Genomic DNA, 15,706 nt, shown 5'->3' with positions numbered 1-15,706 from the left:
ACTGCGATTCTTCCTTTATTTAGGCTAGAATCCGATAAATTTACCTGTTGTTTTCAGCACACAAATATGACATTCATCGTAGCGCTTACCGGCGGCATCGGAAGCGGAAAAAGCACTATTGCAGAGCAGTTTTCCGCGCTGGGCATCACTGTTGTCGATGCGGATATCATCGCACGTCAGGTGGTTGAACCCGGCCAGCCGGCGCTGAAAGCTATTGTGCAACATTTCGGCAGGGATATCCTGAACGAAGACGGTAAATTAAATCGGGCCGCATTACGTACACGCATCTTTTCCGTTCCGGAAGATAAAAACTGGCTAAATGCATTGCTCCATCCGCTGATTAATGCGGAAACACAGCGTCAAATCAGACAATCGGCAAGCCCCTACGCACTTTGGGTCGTACCGCTACTAATAGAAAATAGTCTGCAATCTCAGGCAGATCGCATTCTGGTGGTAGATGTAGAACCGGAGGTACAACTTGCCAGAACCATGGCCCGGGACGGGGTAAGTCGCCAGCAGGCGGAACGTATTCTGGCCTCCCAGGCAACCCGGGAGCAGCGGCTGGCCTGCGCTGATGACATTATTGACAATAACAACAATCCAAACACACTTGCTTCGCGGATTAACGGGTTACATCAGCACTATCTTACGCTGGCCGAATCCGTAACCGACAGGATTACCCATAATGAGTGACGTTTCCCCAACAGTGCTATTTGAATATCCGCTCAATGAAAAAATGCGGACCTGGTTGCGTCTGGAATTTTTACTGCAACAGATGTACGACAATCGTGGTCTGAAAGACATCGGCGTTGCGCTGACGTTCTTTCGCGCTGTAGCTGAATTACTGGATATCCTCGAGCGGGGGGATGTTCGCCCTGACTTATTGAAAGAATTGGCGCGTCAACAGCAGAAACTGGCGCAGTGGAGTGAGTTGCCGGAAGCGGATATTGAGCGCATTCATACCTTACGCCAGAAACTGCGTAACCTGTCGTCGGAGTTGACGGCGGCGCCCCGCATGGGACAAGGGCTGCGGGAAGATAAACTGATCGGTATGGTGCGGCAACGGCTCAGCTTGCCCGGTGGATGCTGCAGCTTCGACTTGCCTACACTGCATATCTGGCTGCATCAGCTCCCGGAACAAAAATGCCAACAAGCCAATATCTGGCTGAATAGCATCGCTGTGTTGAAACATTCTCTCGACAGCGTACTGGAGTTGATCCGTCACGCCGGGACATTCCGGGATCTCACTAGCCTTAACGGTTTTTATCAGGATAATGCGACCGATGCCGACCTGTTACGATTGCAGGTTGCTCTCGAACACCAGGTCTATCCGCAAATATCCGGCCACAAAACCCGGTTCGCTATTCGTTTCCTGCCGCTGGATAGTGAGCATGGGCATATACCGGAACGGCTGGTATTTGAACTGGCCTGCTGCTAAGCGGCATCCGTTTTCAGGAAATGTATCGTGAATGATGAGATGACTTTTGTAAAATGTCCCACATGCGCCCGAGCGGTTGAGTGGAGCGAGAACAGTATTTACCGGCCATTTTGTAGTAAACGTTGCCAGTTGATCGACCTGGGTGAATGGGCCGACGAAGAAAAACGCATACCTAGCAACGAAGATGTTTCCGATAGTGACGACTGGAGTGAACCCCAGCGCTGAAGTCAGGGATTATTCGGCGGCATTGCTCTTCAGCCAGCGAATCATTTCCGCATTCGCTGGCGGGAACTCATCGGCATCCAGTTGTTCAACCGTCAGCCAGCGTGAACGTTGCCCCTCTCTGCCATAGGGTTCTCCCCGCCATTCCTCAACCAAAAAGAAGTGCAGGGTGATCAAGCGTTCGCCGGCAGGGAAAGTTTTATTCTCCAGATGCTGTGGATTGACGACGTCAATCCCGGTCTCTTCCCGCAGTTCACGCACCAGCGCCTGCTCCGGCGTTTCTCCCGCCTCTACCTTACCACCAGGGAATTCCCATTTACCCGCCATGTGAACCCCTTCAGGACGGCAGGCGATAAAAAACTCGTGTTCCAGGTTACGAATAATACCCACTGCAACTGACAGAGGTTTTAGTGCCATGTTCCTCTTTCCTTTCTGAAAAATTGCATAACATCAGCTCCGCTCTCGTCGTTCAGCGCCCACTCGTAACAACGGTGCAAGGCATCCACCAGAACACCTTGCACCATTGTTGACTCCTGGCGCCGATCGGATCACGTCAAACCGACGGCAGCGTCCGACTTCACGACAATAACCCGGTGTGATTAATGAATACGACCGTGGCACTGCTTGTATTTCTTGCCGGAACCACAAGGGCAAGGGTCATTACGACCGACTTTACGATCGGCATAAGGAGCCCCCTGCGGAGCCGTTTCTTCCTGATGACTCAGTTGCTGCTGACGAGCGAGACGTTCAGCTTCCTCGCGACGTTGCTGTTCCAACGCCTCGATCTCCTCCGGCATTCGGATTTGAACTTTGCTCAGCGTGCTGATCACTTCATATTTCAGTGATTCCAGCATGGCAGCGAACATAGAGAACGACTCGCGCTTGTACTCTTGCTTCGGATCTTTCTGCGCATAACCACGCAGGTGGATCCCCTGACGCAAGTAGTCCATGGCAGCCAGATGTTCTTTCCACAATGAATCCAGCGTCTGCAGCATCACGCCTTTTTCAAAGTTCCGCATCACTTCACTGCCAACAACCTCTTCCTTGCTGCGGTACACGTCCACAGCTTTAGCGTAAATCCTTTCACGCAGTGTTTCCTCATGCAGTTCAGGCTCTTTATCCAGCCATTCAGTAATCGGCAACGCTAGATCGAAATCATTCTTCAGACGCTGTTCCAAACCTGGGATATCCCACATTTCTTCCAGTGACTGCGGAGGAATATGTGCATCCAACGTCGCTTTGAATACGTCTTCGCGGATGCTGTCGATGGTTTCACTGATATCCGATGCATCCAGTAATTCATTACGCTGGGAGTAGATGGCTCGACGCTGATCGTTAGCGACATCATCATATTCCAGCAGCTGTTTACGGATATCAAAGTTACGGTTTTCCACCTTACGCTGAGCATTGGCAATCGCCTTGGTGACCCACGGGTGCTCTATAGCCTCCCCTTCTTTCATACCCAGCTTGCGCATCATGTTGGACACACGTTCAGACGCAAAAATACGCATCAGTGCATCTTCCATAGACAGATAAAAACGGGAAGACCCCGCATCACCCTGACGACCGGAACGACCGCGCAACTGGTTATCGATACGGCGCGATTCATGACGCTCGGTGCCGATAATATGCAAACCACCCGCTTCCAGTACCGCATCGTGACGTTCCTGCCATGCGGCTTTGATGGCGGCGATCTGGGCGTCGTCCGGGCTTTCCAACTGAGCGACCTCAGCCTGCCAGCTACCTCCCAGCACAATATCCGTACCACGACCCGCCATATTGGTAGCAATCGTCACGGCTCCGGTACGCCCGGCTTGAGCAACAATATCCGCTTCCATGGCGTGGAATTTGGCATTCAGAACATTGTGATTGATACCCGCCTTAGTTAACGCATGGGACACCACTTCCGACTTCTCGATGGAAATGGTACCCACCAAAACCGGTTGCCCTTTTTGTGTCCGTTCTTTGATGTCTTCAATGATAGCGTTGATTTTTTCCTGTTCCGTCATATAGACCAGGTCAGGTAAATCCTTACGGATCATCGGGCGGTTGGTAGGAACAACCACCGTATCCAGTTTATAAATGGAACTGAACTCAAAGGCCTCCGTATCCGCCGTCCCGGTCATCCCTGCCAGTTTTTCATACAGACGGAAATAATTCTGGAAGGTAATCGAAGCCAGAGTCTGGTTCTCATTATTGATCTTGACGTTCTCTTTCGCTTCGACCGCCTGATGCAGCCCATCAGACCAACGACGCCCCTGCATGGTGCGACCGGTATGTTCGTCGACGATGATGACTTCATCATCTTTGACGATGTAATCCACATCTCGGGTGAACAACGCATGGGCGCGCAAAGCGGCAGTCACATGATGCATCAACATGATGTTAGACGGTGAATAAAGTGACTCGCCCTCCTCCATGATGCCTGCATTCATCAATAGTTCTTCGATCTTAATCAGGCCGCGCTCCGTCAGGTTAACCTGACGCGCTTTTTCGTCCACGGAGAAATGCCCTTCCCCCTGGAACGTTTCCGAGTCTTCTTTTTCCTGACGAATAAGATGCGGAATGATTTTATTCACCCGCATGTATAGTTCCGAACTGTCTTCCGCCGGGCCGGAAATAATGAGTGGAGTACGCGCCTCATCGATCAGGATGGAGTCGACTTCGTCCACCAGCGCGTAATACAGCTCGCGCTGTACACGCTCCTGCGGACTAAATGCCATGTTGTCACGCAGATAATCGAAACCATATTCATTGTTGGTGCCGTAGGTAATATCCGCCGCATAAGCTTCACGCTTTGCAGGCGCCGGCATGCCTGGCAGGTTGATCCCAACCGACATGCCCAGGAATTCAAACAGCGGACGGTTGTTTTCAGCATCACGCTGCGCCAGATAGTCATTGACTGTCACTACATGCACACCGCGTCCGGTTAATGCATTCAAATAGGCGGGCAATGTTGCCGTCAGTGTTTTACCTTCACCGGTACGCATTTCAGCAATGCAGCGTTCGTTCAACACCATGCCGCCAATCATCTGCACATCAAAATGACGCATACCGAAAACCCGTTTACTGGCTTCGCGAACGACGGCAAAAGCTTCCGGCAATATGGATTCCAGAGACTCGCCTTTTTTCAAGCGTTCGCGGAATTCCTGCGTTTTCGCTTTCAGTTCATCATCCGAAAGCTTTTCCAGCTCCGGTTCAAAACGATTAATCACCTCAACCGCTTTACGCATCCGGCGCAACGTGCGGTCATTACGACTACCAAAAACTTTGGTCAATAATTTCATCAACATAATGATTTATATCTCAACACAGCCGTCATATTAATGACGACACTAAATCAGAAAGGGAATCTGCGCCTATCCAGGTCGCAGCGCTTAGGTTCGCAGCATCAAACCAACGGACCAGCGCGGATCCCCATAGACTGGGCCAGCCAGATCCCTGACTGGTAAGGCATGGAAAAAATCGAGGGAACTACCGACAACAATGGTGATACCGGCGGCTTTGCGTCACGCATCAGCAAAGCATTCAGCGTATCGAGCAACACCTGATGATGCAAAGAGGCTCCAACCTCTTGCCGGACGACAGTTTCATGCGGTGTGAAAGCAAATGAGAGATGACGAATGACTGTTCGGATCGCATGCTGATGCCAGTAATCGGTCGTGAGCGGAGAACGACGTCTGGTATCCTTGAGAGCTTCCAAATCGGTGAGGCTAAAATAAGAAACATTATGGCGGCTGATGGCTGATGTAGAATTTGCCTGGGAAGAGGCCTCTCTCGATTCGGTAAAATTGTTGGCAGGCAGCCCAAGCGTCGCCGCCACCATCCCCAGAAGAAGATGTGGCCAGAAATAACGTCTGCCAAATTGTCGCCAACGATTTAAAATACCAATCACAAATCTTCTTTCCGTCGGAGCCTGTTATGCGAGATAGTCGGCCACAATCACTGGAGTCATTCTTTGACTGTGCATCCCAAAGCGGGATAGATCCGTTGCGTGACATTCAGAAACGCGCAACCGCATTACTAAAGCTCACCCAAACCGTTCGCGCCTTATTACCATCAACACTGCAACCCTGGTGCCGGGTTGCCAATTACCGTCAAGGGCTATTGATACTGGAAACAGCCAATGCAAACTGGTTAATGCGGTTACGCTATGAACAACCTGCATTGCTGTCAGCCCTGCGCGAACAAATACTACCATCATTAGTAACGATCGACATCAGGATTAATCCAGCGCTGGCCGCAAATATACATGAAAGCGAAGTCAGACAATCATCCCAGGAGCTATCAGCAACATCCCGACAACCGCCAAGAATACTCAGCCCGCAAAGTGCAGAAATATTGAAAGGATTGGCGACTCAAAGCCCGGAAAGGTTGCAGAAAATATTAGAAAGACTGGCTTCGCTAGCCGGAGAGAGTACCAGCGAAAACCAGTCGTCTGAATAAAATAACTAGAAGGGTCAGGCCAACACGGTCGAGGGAGCCCGGAAAGCGACTGGCATTTCGGCCTCATCTTCAAAGGTTACATATTCCCATGCTTCCTGTCTGGCCAGTACCGCCTGCAATAACTTGTTATTCAGCGCGTGACCAGATTTGAATGCCGTAAATGCACCAATGATGTTATGACCACACATGAACAGATCGCCGATTGCATCCAGCAGTTTATGACGGACAAATTCATCGTCAAAACGCAAGCCATCCTCGTTCAGCACACGGTAATCATCCACGACGATAGCACTATCGAGACTGCCGCCAAGGCATAAACCACGGGACTGCAAATACTCGATATCACGCATAAAGCCGAAGGTACGGGCACGGCTAATCTGGCGCACAAAAGCATCAGCAGAGAAATCCAGTTTGAAGCGCTGAGAACCTGAATCGATGACGGGATGTTTGAAATCAATCGTGAAATCAAGACTAAAGCCATTAAAAGGCTTTAACTCTGCCCATTTATCACCATCGTCGACACGCACTGCCTGTTTGATCCGAAGAAACTTTTTGGCACAGTTCAATTCTTCGATACCGGCATCAAGCAATAAGTAGACAAACGGACTTGCACTACCATCCATGATAGGGATTTCCGGGGCATCAACTTCAACGACAATGTTGTCGATTCCCAGCCCAGCCAAAGCAGCATTCAGATGTTCCACCGTAGAGATACGGATGTCATGCTCATTAACCAGGCAAGTACAAAGCATGGTATCACGCACGGATTTTGCATCCGCAGGGAAATCAACCGGTGGATTCAAGTCAGTACGGCGATAGATGACCCCGGTGTTCGCCGGTGCTGGGCGCATAGTTAAAGTAACCTTTTTGCCAGTATGTAAACCGACGCCGGTCGCTTGCACAATGCGCTTTAATGTACGTTGTTTGATCATCATATTATCTCGCATTCATCTGAACCTACGGCCTCAGGGTACACTAAGGCCGGCGGTACAGTTTAGCACAAAGAGCGAAGATTCCAACCGACGCTTAATCGGCCTGCTTGCGCAGAAACGCTGGAATATCCAGATAATCAGGCTCTTTACTGGTTTGCGAACTCGGGTCATTCACCACTTTGGCCGCCGGTTTCTCCTGAGGTAACGGAGCCATACCATGCTGCTGGTAACGGTGATCCATTACCGGCTGGCTGCTCTGCTTATTTGTCACCAAGGTAATTTCAGGACGTTTATCCATACCGATACCTGTGGCAACCACCGTGACACGCAGTTCATCATTCATGTCCGGATCCAGAGATGTACCAATTACTACTGTTGCGTTATCAGAAGCAAAGGCACGGATGGTGTTACCCACGGTTTCGAACTCATCCAGACGTAGATCAAAACCGGCGGTGATATTTACCAGCACACCACGAGCTCCCGACAAATCAATATCTTCCAACAGCGGACTGGAGATAGCCATTTCAGCGGCTTCTTCCGCACGATCTTCACCGCGCGCCACGCCTGAGCCCATCATGGCGTACCCCATTTCAGACATGACAGTACGCACGTCGGCGAAGTCGACGTTCATCAAGCCAGGACGTGTAATCAGTTCGGCGATCCCCTGCACCGCACCTTTCAGCACGTCGTTCGCCGCACCAAAAGCATCCAGCAGTGAAATACCACGGCCAAGCACTTTCAACAGCTTGTCATTTGGAATCGTGATCAGAGAATCGACATGTTTGGACAGCTCAGCGATCCCCTGTTCGGCAAACGCCATACGCTTTTTGCCTTCGAAGTTGAAAGGTTTGGTGACAACGGCTACCGTCAGAATACCCAGATCTTTGGCCACCTCGGCGACAACGGGCGCAGCACCTGTACCGGTACCGCCCCCCATACCCGCCGCGATAAACACCATATCTGCGCCTTCAAGAGCGGAACGCAGCGCTTCGCGATCCTCTTCGGCGGAATTGCGCCCTACTTCAGGATTCGCGCCCGCCCCCAGACCTTTGGTGATCCCGCTGCCAATCTGGATCGTCTGCCCAACAGCACTCTTGCGCAGCGCTTGGGCATCGGTGTTAACCGCATAGAATTCAACGCCTTCAATGCGTTCGCGCACCATGTGTTCGACGGCGTTACCGCCACCGCCACCGACGCCGATGACTTTAATCACCGCGTCGTTGGTTAATTCCATTGGTTCAAACATAATTTCTCTCCGTCTTTGTGCCCGTGTTACTTCGAGATCAAAAGAATTGTGCTAGGGATCTCTTTAGATAACCACTAAAATTCTTTTCTCAGCCAGCTATTTAGGCGTTTAAACCAGTTGCTCACTGAGGCGCGTTTTTCAACTTCGTGCTCACCGTTCAGATGAGACTCTTTGCCATAGTGCAGTAACCCTACAGCTGTCGAGTAGTACGGCTCCTGCGCATAATCCGTTAATCCTGTTATATTCAGCGGCTGCCCAATGCGCACCTGGGTGTGAAATACACGTTGCGCACAAGCTGCCAGGCCGTCAATCTGAGCGGCTCCCCCGGTCAATACTATCCCTGCCGCCAGGTGGTGTTTCACGCCCTGTTGACGCAACTGCTCCTGCAACTGCAAAAGTTCGTCGTTCACCAGATTAAGCAATTCGGTGTAACGCGGTTCAATCACTTCAGCCAGCGTCTGACGCTGCAAACTGCGGGGGGGACGCCCTCCTACGCTTGGAACCTCCACCGTTTCATCTTTGCTGACGATGGAACCCAGCGCACAGCCATATCTAACCTTGATGGCTTCCGCATCCGTCGGCGGCGTACCAAACGCATAAGCTATATCGCTGGTTACTACGTTACCAGCATAGGGAATCACTTTTGTGTGACGCAACGCGCCGCCGGTATAGACCGCCATATCCATGGTGCCGCCGCCGATATCGACCACACAGACACCCAATTCACGTTCATCTTCCGTCAACACTGCATAGCTGGATGCCAGGCCGGAGAAAATCAGCTGATCCACTTTAAGGCCGCAGCGCTCAACCGCTTTGACAATATTTTTCGCCATGTCATTGTGACAGGTAATCAAATGCACCTTGGCCTGCATACGCACGCCTGATAATCCCACCGGGTTTTTTATCCCTTCCTGATAATCAATGGCGTACTCCTGTGGAATAACATGCAAAATGCGGTGCTCATCGCGTACACGAACTGATTTTGCGGTGTGTACTACGCTTTCCACGTCATCCTGCGTCACTTCTTCTTCTGAAATCGGCACCATGCCGATTTCGTTCTGGCAACTGATATGCTTGCCGGACAAAGCCAGATAAACGGAAGATATCTGGCAATCCGCCATCAATTCCGCCTGATCGATAGCCCGCTGCACACACTTGACCACCGACTCAAGATCATTAACCCCGCCTTTATCCATACCGCGAGACGGGCAACTGCCCACACCGATGATATTGATCATGCCATCTGGCAGAACTTCCCCTACCAGCGCAGCAACTTTTGCTGTACCGATTTCCAGCCCAACTACCAGTTTTCTATCCGTCGACTTGATCATTGCTGTTTAGCCTGTGCCTGATTTTGTTGCTGATTACCGTTCTTCTGCTGATCAATGTCTTTTTGCTGATCAATAAATGCCTGATTCCAACCCACTGCCGCACCGGTGTCATACCGGAGATCCACATAGCCGATGCGTTTGTTTTCGCTCTGAGCCTGCCGCTGTAACAGCGGGTACAGCTCCAGAAAACGCGCCAAACGCCGTGCGCGATCGTCACGCCCCAGGTTCAGTCGAATATCGTCTTCCAGACCAACCTGCCATGAATGACGCGCCGTCATGGCCACCATCTTCACATTGAACTTATCGGCAGCCAGTGTCTGACTTATGCTCCGATACCCTTCCAGCACATCCTCTTCACTACCCTCCGGGCCATACAACATCGGCATTTTTTTATTGCCGATGCGCTCGGGGGGAACGCTGAAAGAATTTCCTTCACTATCAACCATTAGCTGGTCATTCCAGCGCGCATAAGGTTCATATTCAACCAGATGAATCTTTAATTCATCCGGCCATTGCTTCCGCACACTCGCCTGTTTTATCCAGGGCAACCGCTCTATCTGTTGCTGAAGGACATTCACATCCTGGGTCATAAATGTCCCCGGCGCGCCTAACGACAAAATGGCCTGTCGGATATCATCATTGGTGGTATAGCGCCGTTCTCCAGTCACCACCAGTTTTGACAACGGCAGCCGGCTGGCATCCTTCATCCATCCCAGTACCATCCAGCTACCCCACAGAATGGTACCCATCACCAGCAGCAGGAAAAAATACCCGCCAGTTGACTGCCATTGCTACGACGCACGCCACTTTCCGGCTCACGTCCGCGCGCGTTCAGCGCCGCCTGTGACATAATCGTCAACCAGCGCCTACACGGGCCATCGCGTGAACGCCACAACACCCGTCACGCTTCACCGCCACAACCCATCCGGTTAAAACACAGGCCACCGGTACTCCCATCTTGCCCGACATCAGCCTTAATTCCTGATCTGCGGCTGCAGCCGGGTTTCAGCCAGACGACGAGCCAGCTTGCCGACGCTGCCCGCACCTTGAGCCAGTACCAAGTCGCCGTTTTGCAGCGCTTGCGCCAGTAATTCCGGCAAATTCTCCACATCCGGCACCATAATCGGGTCGATCTTGCCGCGCCCGCGAATGGTACGACACAACGAACGACTATCGGCACCGGGGATCGGCGCTTCGCCCGCCGGGTAAACATCCAGCATCAGCAGCACATCAACCTGAGACAGCACATGCGCAAAGTCATCATACAAATCCCGGGTACGGGTATAGCGATGCGGCTGGAAAATCATCACCAGACGTTTGTCCGGCCAACCGGCGCGCGCCGCTTTGATGGTCGCGTCCACCTCAGTCGGATGATGACCGTAGTCATCCACCAACATCACCGCGCCACTCTTGCCATTCACCGGCTCCAGCGGGAACTCACCCAGAAAATCGAACCGACGGCCGGTTCCCTGAAAACGTTCCAGCGCACGCAGAATGGCGTCATCCTCAATGCCCTCTTCCGTTGCCACCGCCACCGCCGCCGCCGCATTCAGCGCATTGTGGCGGCCCGGCGCATTTAACGTCACGTTCAACAACGGCTTACCTTGTCGAGCCAGGGTAAATAGCCCCTGTGCGCCCACCTGACGATAATCGGCGACACGGACATCGGCATCATCGCTAAACCCATACGTCGTAATATGGCGCCCCACCCGAGGCAGCAACTCACGAATCACAGGATCGTCCAGGCACATCACCGCATGACCATAAAACGGCAGATTGTGCAGGAAGTTGATAAATGTCTGCTTAAGATTCTCAAAATCCCCCTGATACGTATCCATGTGATCCGCCTCGATATTAGTGACAATTGCCACCATCGGCTGCAGATGCAGGAATGAGGCGTCGCTTTCGTCGGCCTCCGCAATCAGATAACGGCTCGATCCCAAACGAGCATGCGTCCCGGCAGCTTTTACCAACCCACCATTCACAAACGTCGGATCCAGCCCGGCCTCGGCATAAATACTGGTCACTATGGCCGTCGTCGTCGTCTTGCCATGCGTACCCGCAATGGCGATGCCGTGACGAAAACGCATTAATTCCGCCAACATCTCAGCGCGACGAATCACAGGAATGCGGGCGTCATGCGCCGCAAGTATCTCGGGGTTGTCCAACGAAATGGCGCTTGACACCACCACCACGCTGGCATCATTTACATTTTCCGGACGATGATTGAAATAAATCCGCGCCCCCAGTTCCGTCAGTTGCTGAGTCACCGCATTCGGCGCCAGATCGGAACCACTGATTTCATACCCTTCGTTAGCCAGCACCTCGGCGATACCGCCCATGCCGGCGCCACCGATGCCGACAAAATGGATGTGCCGGACGCGATGCATCTCGGGCACGATAGAACGCAGTTTCGCCAATTCTTGTGTATTCACTTTCTTCTATTGCAACCTAATCAACGCCGAACGCACGCCGGCGATTTTGTTATTAACGTTGGGCCGCCGGAGCAACCCGACTATCGGCCGCGGCAACCACCTCGGCGGCAACCCGCGCCGTCGCATCAGGGATCGCCACAGCTCGGGCTTTCTGCGCCATATCGCGCAATGTCCCGCGATCCCAGCCGGAAAGAATGTCGCTGACGGTTTCCACGCTCAGTTGCGGTTGCTCGACAATCCTGGCCGCCCCCGCTTTTTCCAGCGGCAGCGCATTCCAGTATTGCTGCCGATCTTTATGCTGAAACGGCACAAACAATGCGGGCAACCCCGCCGCCGCAATCTCGCTGACCGTCAGCGCGCCGGAACGACATACCACCACGTCCGCCCAGGCATACGCCGCCGCCATATCATCAATAAATTCAGTGATGCGATGCTCAGGCCGACCAGCGCGGCCATAAGCCGCTTCAACTTCACCTTGCGCGCCTTTGCCGGTCTGGTGCCAAATCGTCACCGCGTCACCCAAACGCGCCGCCACATCTGGCATCGTCTGATTCAGTATGCGGGCGCCCTGACTGCCGCCGACCACCAGAATCCGCACCGGCCCCTGACGATCCGCCAACCGTTCCTGCGGCGACGGCAAGGCCAACACATCGGTTCTAACCGGGTTGCCCACCACATCCGCATGCGGAAACGCGCCTGGAAATGCCTGTAAAACCTTTTTGGCGATACGCGACAACCCGCGATTGGTCAGCCCCGCAACGCCATTCTGCTCATGCAGCACCACCGGAATACCGCACAACCAGGCGGCCAGCCCGCCGGGGCCGGAAACATACCCGCCCATGCCCAGCACCACATCCGGCCGATAATGCCGCATAATGGCTCTGGCCTGACATACCGCCCGAAAAATCCGCACCGGCGCCAGCAACAGTGCTTTCAGCCCTTTACCCCGCAGGCCGGAGATACGGATGAAATCAATGTCGATGCCGTGTTTCGGCACCAGATCCGCTTCCATACGATCCGCCGTCCCCAGCCAGCGCACCTGCCAGCCTTGCGCCATCAGGTGATGCGCTACCGCCAGTCCGGGGAAAACATGCCCACCGGTACCGCCCGCCATCACCATTAAACGCTTGCCTTCGCCACTCATCGGGCACTCCTCGTAAACGCCTGCGCTCTGGTCAGGCGCGTCTCATAATCAATGCGCAACAACAGTACGATCGCCGTCGACATAATCAGCAAGCTGGATCCCCCGTAACTGATGAGGGGTAACGTCAACCCTTTGGTCGGCAACATACCCGCCGCCGCGCCGACATTGACCAGTGTCTGGAAACTGAACCAGATACCGATGGCGCAGGCCAGAAAGCCGGAAAAACGCTGGTCTATCTCCAACGCGCGGCGCCCAATCGACATCGCCCGAAAAGCGACGAAGAATATCATTAACAGCGCCAAAACCACACCGAGATAGCCAAGCTCCTCGCCTAAAATCGAGAAAATGAAATCGGTATGCGCTTCCGGCAAATACTCCAGTTTCTGGATCGAATTACCCAGCCCCTGCCCCCACACTTCGCCACGGCCAAACGCCATCAGCGACTGGGTAAGCTGGTAGCCGCTGCCGAACGGGTCATCCCACGGATTCCAGAACGACGTCACACGGCGAACACGGTAAGGTTCGGCGACAATCAGCAACCCCACCGCAAACGCGCCGCACCCAATAATCGCCAAAAACTGCCACAGCTTCGCGCCGGCCAGAAACAGCATGGCCAGCGTGGTGATAAACAGCACGACCACCGTGCCCAGATCCGGCTGCGCCAACAGCAACACCGCCAGCACGACCATGACGCCCATCGGTTTGCAGAACCCCCAGAAGTTGCTCCGCACTTCATCCACTTTTCGCACCATGTAACTGGCCAGATAGCAGAACAGCGACAGCTTCGATAATTCCGCCGGCTGAATACGCAAAGGCCCCAGCGAAATCCAGCGTGACGCACCGTTAACCGAACTGCCCACCACCAGCACGACCAGCAGCATCGCTATCGACACCAGCAACAGCACCACGCTGTAACGCTGCCAGACTTCCATCGGAATACGCATCGTGACCAGCGACAACCCCAAAGCCAGCCCAAGGTAAATCGCGTCACGCTTGGCGAACAGAAACGGATCGCTCGCCAAACGCTGCCCTACCGGCATCGAGGCGGACGTCACCATCACAAAACCGATAACCGCCAAGCCCAGGGTCAGCCACAGCAACGTCCTGTCATACAGCACCGTGCTGAGATCGTCGCTTTCGCGCGTCCCCATCACCCAGCTTTTCAGACGTTCAACCGCAGAGGCCCCGAAGAAGCGCATTATCCCAACTCCCTCGCCAGACGGGCGAATTCATCGCCCCGATGTTCGAAACTACGAAACTGATCCAGGCTGGCGCAGGCCGGCGATAACAGCACCATATCGCCGGAGCGAACCCGCCCGGCAATCAACCGCATCGCCTGTTCCATGGTTTCCGTTTGATCGGCGATCTCCGGCCGCAGTGCCGCCAGTTGCGCGCCGTCACGGCCAAAACAGTACAGACGGATCCGGTCGCCCTGCAGGTAGTGCTGCAACGGCGAGAAATCCGCCGATTTGCCATCGCCCCCCAGCAGCAGGTGCAATGTGCCATCCAGATGCAGGCCGTTAAGCGCCGCTTCCGTACTGCCCACATTGGTGGCCTTGGAATCATTCACCCAACGAACGCCCTTGCCGTCCATCACCAGCTGGAAGCGGTGCGGCAGGCCGGTGAAGGTTGTCAGCGCCGTCAGCGCCGAAGCGCGGGGAATGCCGACCGCATCCGCCAGCGCCAGTGCCGCCAGCGCGTTGGTGTAGTTATGCTGCCCCGTCAGTTTGATTTCGCGGGTATTCAACACCCGTTCGCCTTTCACGCGCAGCCAGACTTCACCCTGCTGACGGTTGAGATGATAATCCCCCACGTCGACGCCAAAGCTCAGGCAGCGGGGATCCGCGCCGCGAATCGGCATAGTCAACGCATCATCGGCATTGACGATGCAAACGTTGGCATGCTCGTAAATACGCAACTTGGCGGCGCGATATTGCTGCAATCCCAGCGGATAACGGTTGGTATGATCTTCGGTCACATTAAGAATGGTCGCCGCCGCTGCATGGAGGCTGCGGGTGGTTTCCAGTTGGAAGCTGGAAAGCTCCAGCACATACAGCTGGCTTTCCTGCTTCAACAGCGCCAGCGCCGGTAAGCCGATATTGCCGCCGACGCCGACCGCCCATCCGGCGGCGCGAGCCATCTCGCCCACCAGCGTCGTCACCGTGCTTTTACCGTTCGAACCGGTAATCGCCACGATCGGCGCCTGCGCTTCACGGCAGAACAACTCGATGTCGCCCACAATTTCCACGCCGGCCTCAGCGGCATCGCACAAGACCGGGGTCGACAACGCAATACCTGGGCTTGCTACAATCAGGTCGGCTTCCATCAGCCATGTTTCATTCAGGCCGCCGAGATAACGCTCAATATGGCCGGGCAGTTTGTCCAACCCCGGCGGACTGACACGGGTATCCATCACGCGAGGCACTACGCCGCGTGAAAGGAAGAAATCAACACAGGAGAGCCCTGTCAGCCCTAACCCGATAATGACAACCTGTTTACCCTGATAGTCCAT

Annotated in this window: 14 protein-coding genes and 1 pseudogene; 4 read left to right on the top strand and 11 right to left on the bottom strand. The window is 53.8% G+C overall.

Features of this window, described 5'->3' with window-relative positions:
* The first annotated feature begins 66 nt into the window (after positions 1–66).
* The 3 genes from coaE to yacG are packed head-to-tail and all read left to right on the top strand — an operon-like array spanning position 67 to position 1,663.
* A complete protein-coding gene (gene coaE / locus DPA2511_RS03410) occupies positions 67–693 on the top strand; it encodes a dephospho-CoA kinase (RefSeq protein WP_012764292.1) in 627 nt (208 codons plus the stop codon).
* Entirely contained in the window at positions 686–1,438 is a 753-nt protein-coding gene (zapD, locus tag DPA2511_RS03405; RefSeq protein ID WP_012764291.1) for a cell division protein ZapD, read from the top strand. Before coaE ends, zapD begins: the two co-directional genes overlap by 8 nt.
* A gap of 39 nt (positions 1,439–1,477) precedes the next feature.
* Entirely contained in the window at positions 1,478–1,663 is a 186-nt protein-coding gene (yacG, locus tag DPA2511_RS22580; RefSeq protein ID WP_071597697.1) for a DNA gyrase inhibitor YacG, read from the top strand.
* 9 nt (positions 1,664–1,672) lie between these two features.
* Here yacG and mutT read toward each other — a convergent pair whose 3' ends face one another.
* The 3 genes from mutT to secM all read right to left on the bottom strand — a co-directional run bounded on the left by mutT (position 1,673) and on the right by secM (position 5,555).
* Positions 1,673–2,077 (bottom strand): 8-oxo-dGTP diphosphatase MutT, encoded by a 405-nt coding sequence (gene mutT / locus DPA2511_RS03400; protein ID WP_012764289.1) that lies wholly within the window; start codon positions 2,075–2,077, stop codon positions 1,673–1,675.
* A 182-nt stretch (positions 2,078–2,259) separates the two neighbouring features.
* Positions 2,260–4,953, bottom strand: coding sequence for a preprotein translocase subunit SecA (gene secA / locus DPA2511_RS03390; protein WP_012764287.1), 2,694 nt, complete (start codon positions 4,951–4,953; stop codon positions 2,260–2,262).
* Positions 4,954–5,051: 98 nt separating this feature from the next.
* Complete coding sequence (secM, locus tag DPA2511_RS03385; RefSeq protein WP_023638139.1) at positions 5,052–5,555, bottom strand: secA translation cis-regulator SecM; 504 nt, start codon at positions 5,553–5,555, stop codon at positions 5,052–5,054.
* Between the two features lie 26 nt (positions 5,556–5,581).
* Here secM and DPA2511_RS22575 point away from each other — a divergent pair, with 26 nt between their 5' ends.
* Positions 5,582–6,106 carry a DUF721 domain-containing protein gene (locus DPA2511_RS22575; protein WP_012764285.1) on the top strand — a complete coding sequence of 175 codons (525 nt, stop codon included), beginning with the start codon at positions 5,582–5,584 and terminating at the stop codon, positions 6,104–6,106.
* A 14-nt stretch (positions 6,107–6,120) separates the two neighbouring features.
* On the opposite strand, the gene lpxC is transcribed toward DPA2511_RS22575, so the two are convergent.
* The 8 genes and pseudogenes from lpxC to murD form a co-directional block, all read right to left on the bottom strand.
* Positions 6,121–7,038 (bottom strand): UDP-3-O-acyl-N-acetylglucosamine deacetylase, encoded by a 918-nt coding sequence (gene lpxC, locus DPA2511_RS03380; RefSeq protein WP_023638138.1) that lies wholly within the window; start codon positions 7,036–7,038, stop codon positions 6,121–6,123.
* Between the two features lie 94 nt (positions 7,039–7,132).
* A complete protein-coding gene (ftsZ, locus tag DPA2511_RS03375; protein WP_012764283.1) occupies positions 7,133–8,284 on the bottom strand; it encodes a cell division protein FtsZ in 1,152 nt (383 codons plus the stop codon).
* Positions 8,285–8,358: 74 nt separating this feature from the next.
* The gene (ftsA, locus tag DPA2511_RS03370) at positions 8,359–9,615 is read right to left on the bottom strand and encodes a cell division protein FtsA (RefSeq protein WP_012764282.1); all 1,257 of its coding nucleotides are present in this window, start codon (positions 9,613–9,615) and stop codon (positions 8,359–8,361) included.
* Positions 9,612–10,465, bottom strand: a pseudogene (gene ftsQ / locus DPA2511_RS20950) (cell division protein FtsQ). The gene ftsA and the pseudogene ftsQ overlap by 4 nt, the downstream one beginning before the upstream one ends.
* Positions 10,466–10,589: 124 nt before the next feature.
* Entirely contained in the window at positions 10,590–12,050 is a 1,461-nt protein-coding gene (gene murC, locus DPA2511_RS03360; protein WP_012764279.1) for a UDP-N-acetylmuramate--L-alanine ligase, read from the bottom strand.
* 52 nt (positions 12,051–12,102) lie between these two features.
* Positions 12,103–13,194, bottom strand: coding sequence for an undecaprenyldiphospho-muramoylpentapeptide beta-N-acetylglucosaminyltransferase (gene murG / locus DPA2511_RS03355; RefSeq protein WP_012764278.1), 1,092 nt, complete (start codon positions 13,192–13,194; stop codon positions 12,103–12,105).
* Positions 13,191–14,393, bottom strand: a complete 1,203-nt coding sequence (gene ftsW, locus DPA2511_RS03350; RefSeq protein ID WP_012764277.1) for a cell division protein FtsW — start codon at positions 14,391–14,393, stop codon at positions 13,191–13,193. Before ftsW ends, murG begins: the two co-directional genes overlap by 4 nt.
* Positions 14,393–15,706, bottom strand: coding sequence for a UDP-N-acetylmuramoyl-L-alanine--D-glutamate ligase (gene murD, locus DPA2511_RS03345; protein ID WP_012764276.1), 1,314 nt, complete (start codon positions 15,704–15,706; stop codon positions 14,393–14,395). Before murD ends, ftsW begins: the two co-directional genes overlap by 1 nt.

It is taken from the genome of Musicola paradisiaca NCPPB 2511 (assembly GCF_000400505.1).
GTDB lineage: Bacteria > Pseudomonadota > Gammaproteobacteria > Enterobacterales > Enterobacteriaceae > Musicola > Musicola paradisiaca.
This window is presented reverse-complemented; position numbering and strand designations above follow the sequence as displayed.

What these genes read in the sequence shown, in the direction of transcription:
- coaE (WP_012764292.1), top strand. Translation starts at nt 67, where the DNA reads ATGACATTCATCGTAGCGCTTACCGGCGGCATCGGAAGCGGAAAAAGC.
- zapD (WP_012764291.1), top strand. Translation starts at nt 686, where the DNA reads ATGAGTGACGTTTCCCCAACAGTGCTATTTGAATATCCGCTCAATGAA.
- yacG (WP_071597697.1), top strand. Translation starts at nt 1,478, where the DNA reads ATGACTTTTGTAAAATGTCCCACATGCGCCCGAGCGGTTGAGTGGAGC.
- mutT (WP_012764289.1), bottom strand. Translation starts at nt 2,077, where the DNA reads ATGGCACTAAAACCTCTGTCAGTTGCAGTGGGTATTATTCGTAACCTG.
- secA (WP_012764287.1), bottom strand. Translation starts at nt 4,953, where the DNA reads ATGTTGATGAAATTATTGACCAAAGTTTTTGGTAGTCGTAATGACCGC.
- DPA2511_RS22575 (WP_012764285.1), top strand. Translation starts at nt 5,582, where the DNA reads ATGCGAGATAGTCGGCCACAATCACTGGAGTCATTCTTTGACTGTGCA.
- lpxC (WP_023638138.1), bottom strand. Translation starts at nt 7,038, where the DNA reads ATGATCAAACAACGTACATTAAAGCGCATTGTGCAAGCGACCGGCGTC.
- ftsZ (WP_012764283.1), bottom strand. Translation starts at nt 8,284, where the DNA reads ATGTTTGAACCAATGGAATTAACCAACGACGCGGTGATTAAAGTCATC.
- ftsA (WP_012764282.1), bottom strand. Translation starts at nt 9,615, where the DNA reads ATGATCAAGTCGACGGATAGAAAACTGGTAGTTGGGCTGGAAATCGGT.
- murG (WP_012764278.1), bottom strand. Translation starts at nt 13,194, where the DNA reads ATGAGTGGCGAAGGCAAGCGTTTAATGGTGATGGCGGGCGGTACCGGT.
- ftsW (WP_012764277.1), bottom strand. Translation starts at nt 14,393, where the DNA reads ATGCGCTTCTTCGGGGCCTCTGCGGTTGAACGTCTGAAAAGCTGGGTG.
- murD (WP_012764276.1), bottom strand. Translation starts at nt 15,706, where the DNA reads ATGGACTATCAGGGTAAACAGGTTGTCATTATCGGGTTAGGGCTGACA.